Here is a 6,483-nt window from a genome sequence, read left to right as displayed (position 1 = left end):
CGGCGGACACTGGCCGCCGCAACGGGCAAACACTGGACAAGCCCCCCAACACCACGCGGTGCGGAAGGCCATGCCGAGCTGCTCCTTAGAAAGGAGGTGATCCAGCCGCACCTTCCGGTACGGCTACCTTGTTACGACTTAGTCCCAATCGCCGGTCCCACCTTCGACGGCTCCCCCCCAAAGGGTTGGGCCACCGGCTTCGGGTGTTACCAACTTTCGTGACTTGACGGGCGGTGTGTACAAGGCCCGGGAACGTATTCACCGCAGCGTTGCTGATCTGCGATTACTAGCGACTCCGACTTCATGGGGTCGAGTTGCAGACCCCAATCCGAACTGAGACCGGCTTTTTGGGATTGGCTCCACCTCACAGTATCGCAACCCATTGTACCGGCCATTGTAGCATGCGTGAAGCCCAAGACATAAGGGGCATGATGATTTGACGTCGTCCCCACCTTCCTCCGAGTTGACCCCGGCAGTCTCCCATGAGTCCCCGGCATAACCCGCTGGCAACATGGAACGAGGGTTGCGCTCGTTGCGGGACTTAACCCAACATCTCACGACACGAGCTGACGACAACCATGCACCACCTGTGAACCGGCCCCGAAGGGAAGGACGATCTCTCGCCCGGTCCGGCCCATGTCAAGCCTTGGTAAGGTTCTTCGCGTTGCATCGAATTAATCCGCATGCTCCGCCGCTTGTGCGGGCCCCCGTCAATTCCTTTGAGTTTTAGCCTTGCGGCCGTACTCCCCAGGCGGGGCACTTAATGCGTTAGCTACGGCGCGGAGGACGTGGAATGCCCCCCACACCTAGTGCCCAACGTTTACGGCATGGACTACCAGGGTATCTAATCCTGTTCGCTCCCCATGCTTTCGCTCCTCAGCGTCAGTTACTGCCCAGAGACCTGCCTTCGCCATCGGTGTTCCTCCTGATATCTGCGCATTTCACCGCTACACCAGGAATTCCAGTCTCCCCTACAGCACTCAAGTCTGCCCGTACCCACCGCAGATCCGGAGTTGAGCCCCGGACTTTCACGGCAGACGCGACAAACCGCCTACGAGCTCTTTACGCCCAATAATTCCGGATAACGCTCGCGCCCTACGTATTACCGCGGCTGCTGGCACGTAGTTAGCCGGCGCTTCTTCTGCAGGTACCGTCACTTGCGCTTCTTCCCTACTGAAAGGGGTTTACAACCCGAAGGCCGTCATCCCCCACGCGGCGTCGCTGCATCAGGCTTGCGCCCATTGTGCAATATTCCCCACTGCTGCCTCCCGTAGGAGTCTGGGCCGTGTCTCAGTCCCAGTGTGGCCGGTCACCCTCTCAGGCCGGCTACCCGTCGTCGCCTTGGTGGGCCATTACCCCACCAACAAGCTGATAGGCCGCGAGCCCATCCCCAACCAATAAATCTTTCCACCACCAGGCCATGCGGCCAATGGTCGTATCCGGTATTAGACCCAGTTTCCCGGGCTTATCCCAGAGTCGGGGGCAGGTTGCTCACGTGTTACTCACCCGTTCGCCACTAATCCACCCAGCAAGCTGGGCATCATCGTTCGACTTGCATGTGTTAAGCACGCCGCCAGCGTTCATCCTGAGCCAGGATCAAACTCTCCGTAAAAAACAAACGGACACGGCAACCACAGGATCGGGAAAACAACCCCACAGCCACCGCACCAAGCAAAAAATCCCGGCAAAAAACCCAGCCAACCACACGGGGGTGCGGCCAACCAGGCAATTCACCAATCAAAAAACCGGTGTCAACAAACATGGCACACTATTGAGTTCTCAAACAACAGGTCACTCGTGTTTCCGGCGATACCCGAATCTCTTCGGGTTTTTATCGCTTTCTCTCGCGGCGACTTTTCTAATTTATTCGGTCTTTTTCTCGGTGTCAAATCCGTTTTATGTGATCTGCACCGGGTTCGGACCCCACTCCCCGGCCTCCGAAACCAGTCTCTGGACGTGTTTCACCGCCCGGATTCTCCGGTTGTCTTCGAAGGGGAATGGCCGCCCTCGGCGGGTTTCCCCGCCTCCGTCCGCTTTCCAGCGGCGGCGACTCAGAAAACAATACACGCCCGGGCACGGGCCGCAAAATCGGCCTCGTTGCCCGGGCGTGTCGCCCGGATTCCCGCGGATCCCCCGCCTCGGGCAGGGTCCGCGGGACCCGTCAGGAGTCCAGTTCGACCAGCGCCAGGTTCCGCTTTCCGCGGCGCAGGAGCGCGTACCGGCCATGGAGGAGTTCGCCGGCGTCGATGGACTCGTCGGCGTCAGCGACCTTGCGGTTGTTGACGTACGCGCCGCCCTCGGAGACGGTGCGGCGGGCCGCGGACTTCGAGTCGGACAGGCCGGTGGCAACCAGCACGTCCACGACCCCCAGGCCCTCCGCGGCGACCCTGGCGCCCGGGAGCTCGGCCGTTGCCGCTTTCAGCGTGGCCTCGTCGAGCCCGTCGAGCGACCCCTGCCCGAACAGCGCGGCGGACGCCGCGATCACCTTGTCGGTCGCGTCGCTGCCGTGCACCAGCGAGGTCACGTCGTAGGCCAGGGCGCGCTGGGCGGCCCGGGCGAACGGGCGCTCGGCGACCTCGGCCGCCAGCGCTTCGATCTCCTCGCGGGTCTTGAACGTGAAGACCTTCAGGCGGTCGACGACGTCCGCGTCCGCGGTGTTGAGCCAGAACTGGTAGAAGGCGTACGGCGAGCACATCTCGGCATCGAGCCAGATGGCGTTGCCCTCGCTCTTGCCGAACTTGGTTCCGTCGGAGTTGGTGATCAGCGGGGTGCCGTAGGCGTGGACGTGCTTGCCCTCGACCTTGCGGATCATGTCCGTGCCGCTGGTGAGGTTGCCCCACTGGTCGGAGCCGCCGGTCTGCAGGACGCACCCGTAGTCGCGGTAGAGCTGGAGGTAGTCCATGCCCTGGAGGATCTGGTAGCTGAACTCCGTGTAGCTGATGCCCTCGTCGGAATTCAGCCGGGCCGCGACCGTCTCCTTCTTGATCATCGTCCCGACGCGGAAGTGCTTGCCCACCTCGCGCAGGAAGTCGATCGCGCTCATCGGGGCGGTCCAGTCGAGGTTGTTCACCATGCGGGCCGCGTTCTCGCCCTCGAAGGACAGGAAGCGCGACACCTGGCCCTCGAGCCGGCCCACCCACTCGGCCACGGTCTCCCGGGTGTTGAGCACGCGCTCGGCGGTCTGCCGCGGGTCGCCGATGAGCCCGGTCGAGCCGCCGACCAGCCCCAGGGGCTTGTGCCCGGCGAGCTGCAGCCGCCGCATGTTCAGCAGCTGGACGAGGTTGCCCAGGTGCAGGGACGGAGCCGTCGGGTCGAACCCGCAGTAATAGGTGAGCGGTTCCCCGGCCAGGGCCTTTTCCAGCTCGGTCTCGTCGGTGGACACGTGCACGAGGCCGCGCCACTTCAGCTCCTGCCAGATGTTCTCGAAGGACGGATCGTTGCTCTGCCCAGCCAGCGCGGGGTTCTGCTCGTTCAATGACACGCCCTTAAAGCTAGCAGTTGCCGCCGGGCCGGCGGCGCGGCGCACCGCCCCGCGGTTCCGCCCTACTCCCCCGGCGCGAGCCCCTCGGGCAGCGGGCCCTGGGCCACGACGACGAGGCGCTGGGTGGCCCGGGTCATGGCGACGTACAGGTCCCCGACGCCGCCGCCGGCCTCCTCGACAAGCAGGGACGGCTCGAGCAGCACGACGCAGTCGAACTCGAGCCCCTTCGCCTCGGTCGCGGACGTCACCACGATGTCCTGGTCGATGCCCCCGGATCCGCCGCCGGCCCGCGCTCCGTACGCGCCCCGGGCACCGGCGAGTGCCTCGCCCAGGAGCGCGCGCGGCGCCACGACGGCGACGAGGCCGCCCTCGGCCAGCTCCACCTCGCGCGGGAGGAGCTCGAGCATCCGCTCCACGGTCCCGCCCGCTCCGGCCGTCTCGATGACCGGGGGCCACTCCCCCTCCCGGACGGCCTTGGGCATGGAGACGGACAGCCCCGCGGCCTGGGCGACGCGCGCCGCGGCCTCGGCGATCTGTGTGGGCGTGCGGTAGTTGACGGTCAGCTCCTCGAGGCGGAACCGCGGGCCGACGAACGGCTCCATGGCCGCGTCCCAGCTGCGCGCGCCCGCGGCGGAGCTCGCCTGGGCAATGTCGCCGACCACGGTGAAGGACTTGATGGGGCAGCGCCGCATCAGCACGCGCCACTGCATCGGGGAGAGCTCCTGGGCCTCGTCGACCACGACGTGGCCGAACGCCCAGGTCCGGTCCTGGGACGCCCGGTCCGCGGCCCCCATCCGGTCCGGGCGCACCTGGTTCAGCCCGGCCAGGTCCTCCGCCTCGACCATGCCGTCGATGCCGATCTCGCGCAGCGTGGCGTCGACGTTGCGCAGGGCCTGCTCGGCGTTGGCCAGGTCGCGCTGGTGCTGTGCGTCCCGCTCGGCCTGCTCGCGGCCCCCCGCCGCATCGAACGCGCCGAGCAGTTCGGCGGCCTCGTCCAGCAGCGGCACGTCCGACTCGGTCCAGGGCGTGCCCGCCGGGCGCAGGAGCGCCTTGAGCTCCCGGGCGGTCAGCTCGGGCGCGGCGGCCGCGAGGTGCTCCGGCCGCGACAGCAGCTCGTCGACCAGCCTCTGGGGCGTCAGCGGCATCCAGCACAGGTTCACGGCGATGCGCACGTCGCGGGAGGTCCGCACGTCCTCGACGAGGTACGCCCGGTCTGCGGTGTTCCCGCCGCCCGAGGACTCCTCGAGCTTCTCCTGGAGCTGGTCGGCGAGCTCCCGGACCAGGATCTTGGCGAACGTGGCACGGGCCTCGTTGTGCGGCTTCCGCGTGGCGCGCGCCTTGTCCCGCGCGCGGCGCACCTGCTTCGGGGTCAGCGTCAGCGGGGTCCCCTCGACCACGACCGTGCGGTTGCCGCGGGGCAGGCGCTGGCGGTTGGCGACGGCGCGCGCCACCACCCGCGCCATGTCGAGGCCCCCCTTCAGGCGCGCGGCCTCCCGGTCGGTCTCGGGCAGGGCGCGGACGCCGGGGAAGAGCTCGCCCAGGCTCGCCATGACGACGCCGGTTTCGCCCAAGGAGGGCAGGACGCGTTCGATGTAGCGCATGAACGACGGCGAGGGCCCCACGAGGAGCACGCCCGCGTTCTTCAGCCGGTCCCGGTGCTCGTAGAGCAGGTAGGCGGCGCGGTGGAGCGCGACGGCGGTCTTGCCGGTCCCCGGGCCGCCCTGGACCACGAGGACCCCCGGCAGCGGGGACCGGATGATCCGGTCCTGCTCCGCTTGGATGGTGGAGACGATGTCGGACATGCGGCCGGTGCGCTTGGACCTCAGGGCCGCCAGCAGGGCGCCCTCGCCCTGGTGGTGCCCGCCGTCGGCCAGCATCTCGGTGTCGAGCACGTCGTCCTCGAGGGCCACCACGTTCCGGCCCCTCAGGATCAGGTGCCGGCGGCGGCGCACGCCGTGGCGGTCGAAGGCCGTGGCCTGGTAGAAGGCGCCGGCCTCGGGGGCGCGCCAGTCGATCATCAGGCGGGTCTGTTCCTCGTCGGTGAGCCCGATGCGCCCGATGTACCGGACCCGGTCGTCCGCATCGATGGAGGCGGTGCGGCGGGGCCGGCTGTCCTCGTCCAGGTCCAGCCGGCCGAACACCAGGCGCTCCTCGACGGCATCCAGCTGGGCCAGCCGGTCCTCGTAGAGGGTGGCGAACGCGTCGCGCTCGGACTGGTTCTGCAGCGACCCGACGGCACCGCCGCGGCGCACGCGGGCCAGCTGCTCGGTCTTCTCGGCCCGCAGCTCGTCGAGCCGGCGGTACAGGCCGGCGACGTAGCCGCGTTCGCGGTCAAGCTCGGGGTCGGTGTGCGCAGGGTGTGGCATGCGTGGTTCCTCGGCGTGTCGGGGACAGACCAGTCTACTCGTCCCCGAGCTGTTGCAGGGCATGGACGCGGTGGCCGGCCAGGCGGGCGCGGCCGCCCAGGGGGACGAGCTCCTGGACGACGCCGACGCCGGCGACGGTGCAGCCGGCCCGTTCGATCAGCCTGGCGGCGGCGCCAACGGTGCCGCCGGTGGCCAGGACGTCGTCCAGGACGAGGACCCGGGTGCCCGGTTCCAGGTCGTCCCGGTGCAGTTCGAGGGTGGCGGAACCGTACTCCAGCACGTAGTCCTCGGAATGCACGGGCCGCGGGAGCTTGCCGCGCTTGCGGATCGTCACCATGCCCGTGCCGGCCGCGTAGGCGCCGGCGGCGGCGAGCACGAAGCCGCGGGCCTCGAGCCCGGCGATCGTGTCGAACGTCCCCGCGAAGGGCGCGATGACGTCGTCGACGATCCGGCGCAGGCCCACGGGGTCCGCGAAGACGGGCGTCAGGTCGCGGAACACGACTCCCGGGGCGGGATAGTCGGGGACCCGGGCGCAGAGGCGCTCGAGCAGCTGCACTGTGGTTTCGGCTTCGGGCACCGTTCCAGCCTAGTCCCCGCGTCGGCCCGCGGGCGCCGGGGGCGGCCGATCCGTCCGGC

The 6,483-nt window shown here is 68.3% G+C and carries 3 protein-coding genes and 1 rRNA gene; all 4 read right to left on the bottom strand.

Going from position 1 to position 6,483, the window contains the following annotated elements; translation table 11 throughout:
- Positions 1-89 precede the first annotated feature (89 nt).
- A 16S ribosomal RNA gene (locus tag AC1Q5D_RS02830) occupies positions 90-1,612 on the bottom strand.
- A gap of 549 nt (positions 1,613-2,161) precedes the next feature.
- Positions 2,162-3,481: a tyrosine--tRNA ligase gene (gene tyrS / locus AC1Q5D_RS02825; protein ID WP_481737045.1), complete on the bottom strand. Its 1,320-nt coding sequence runs from the start codon at positions 3,479-3,481 to the stop codon at positions 2,162-2,164.
- 62 nt (positions 3,482-3,543) lie between these two features.
- Complete coding sequence (locus tag AC1Q5D_RS02820; RefSeq protein WP_481737044.1) at positions 3,544-5,847, bottom strand: HelD family protein; 2,304 nt, start codon at positions 5,845-5,847, stop codon at positions 3,544-3,546.
- 34 nt (positions 5,848-5,881) lie between these two features.
- Complete coding sequence (locus tag AC1Q5D_RS02815; RefSeq protein ID WP_481737043.1) at positions 5,882-6,424, bottom strand: adenine phosphoribosyltransferase; 543 nt, start codon at positions 6,422-6,424, stop codon at positions 5,882-5,884.
- Positions 6,425-6,483: the final 59 nt, after the last annotated feature.

Source organism: Arthrobacter paludis (assembly GCF_056782315.1).
Note: the sequence above shows the minus strand (reverse complement) of the source record. Positions and strands in the feature narration are given on the sequence as shown.